Origin of the sequence: Bartonella sp. AA89HNZF (assembly GCF_042196905.1) — a bacterium.
Lineage (GTDB): Bacteria > Pseudomonadota > Alphaproteobacteria > Rhizobiales > Rhizobiaceae > Bartonella.
This window is the reverse complement of sequence record NZ_JBHIRD010000138.1, coordinates 1-544: the sequence shown is the minus strand read 5'-3', so window position 1 is coordinate 544 and position 544 is coordinate 1. Positions and strand designations below refer to the sequence as shown.

1 protein-coding gene is annotated in these 544 nt (G+C 38.6%); it reads left to right on the top strand.

The genetic code is table 11. From position 1 onward, the window contains the following. Window positions 1-152 precede the first annotated feature (152 nt). The coding region (locus ACFIN0_RS10165; RefSeq protein WP_375702497.1) for a hypothetical protein at window positions 153-544 on the top strand (392 nt) is incomplete at its 3' end.

Sequence of the window (544 nt, the reverse complement as noted above, 5' to 3'; positions counted from 1 at the left end):
CTGGTAGTAACATGTGGAAAGAATGGTGGAGAGTGATCATGAATCCCATAAGCTCCCATACTTGCCTTGGAGATGCGGGTCAAAAATGCCAAAAAAGGTATGGCTCATCTCATTTAAAACAAAAACCTTGAATTAAATCATGGAGGAAAAAAATGAAACAAACTTTAAAATTATTAAGCGCTGTAACTTTGTTAAGTATAGCTGGATGTCAGTTTAATAAAACTCCTGGAGGATATTTGAGCGCGTGGGAGAAAAATGGTGTTACTGATTTTACTGAGATAGGAAAAGCATTGTTAGAATGTGGTATGCCAACCCCTTATGATACTGATCCAGAAAATAGAAAGTTAAGTTTAAATAAAAAGGCGTTTATTGATTCTTGTATGGTTCAATCAGGATTCCGCTATAAAGATACAGAGGCAGGAACGTGGTGTGAGAATTTTCAAGGAAAGAATCTTCCGGCTTGTCGTCCAGGCGCTGTGATCCCGATGCGTAGTGTCAAGAAGCGCTTGAACAGCCCGTTTTGTAAAAAGCATCCAGAACAATA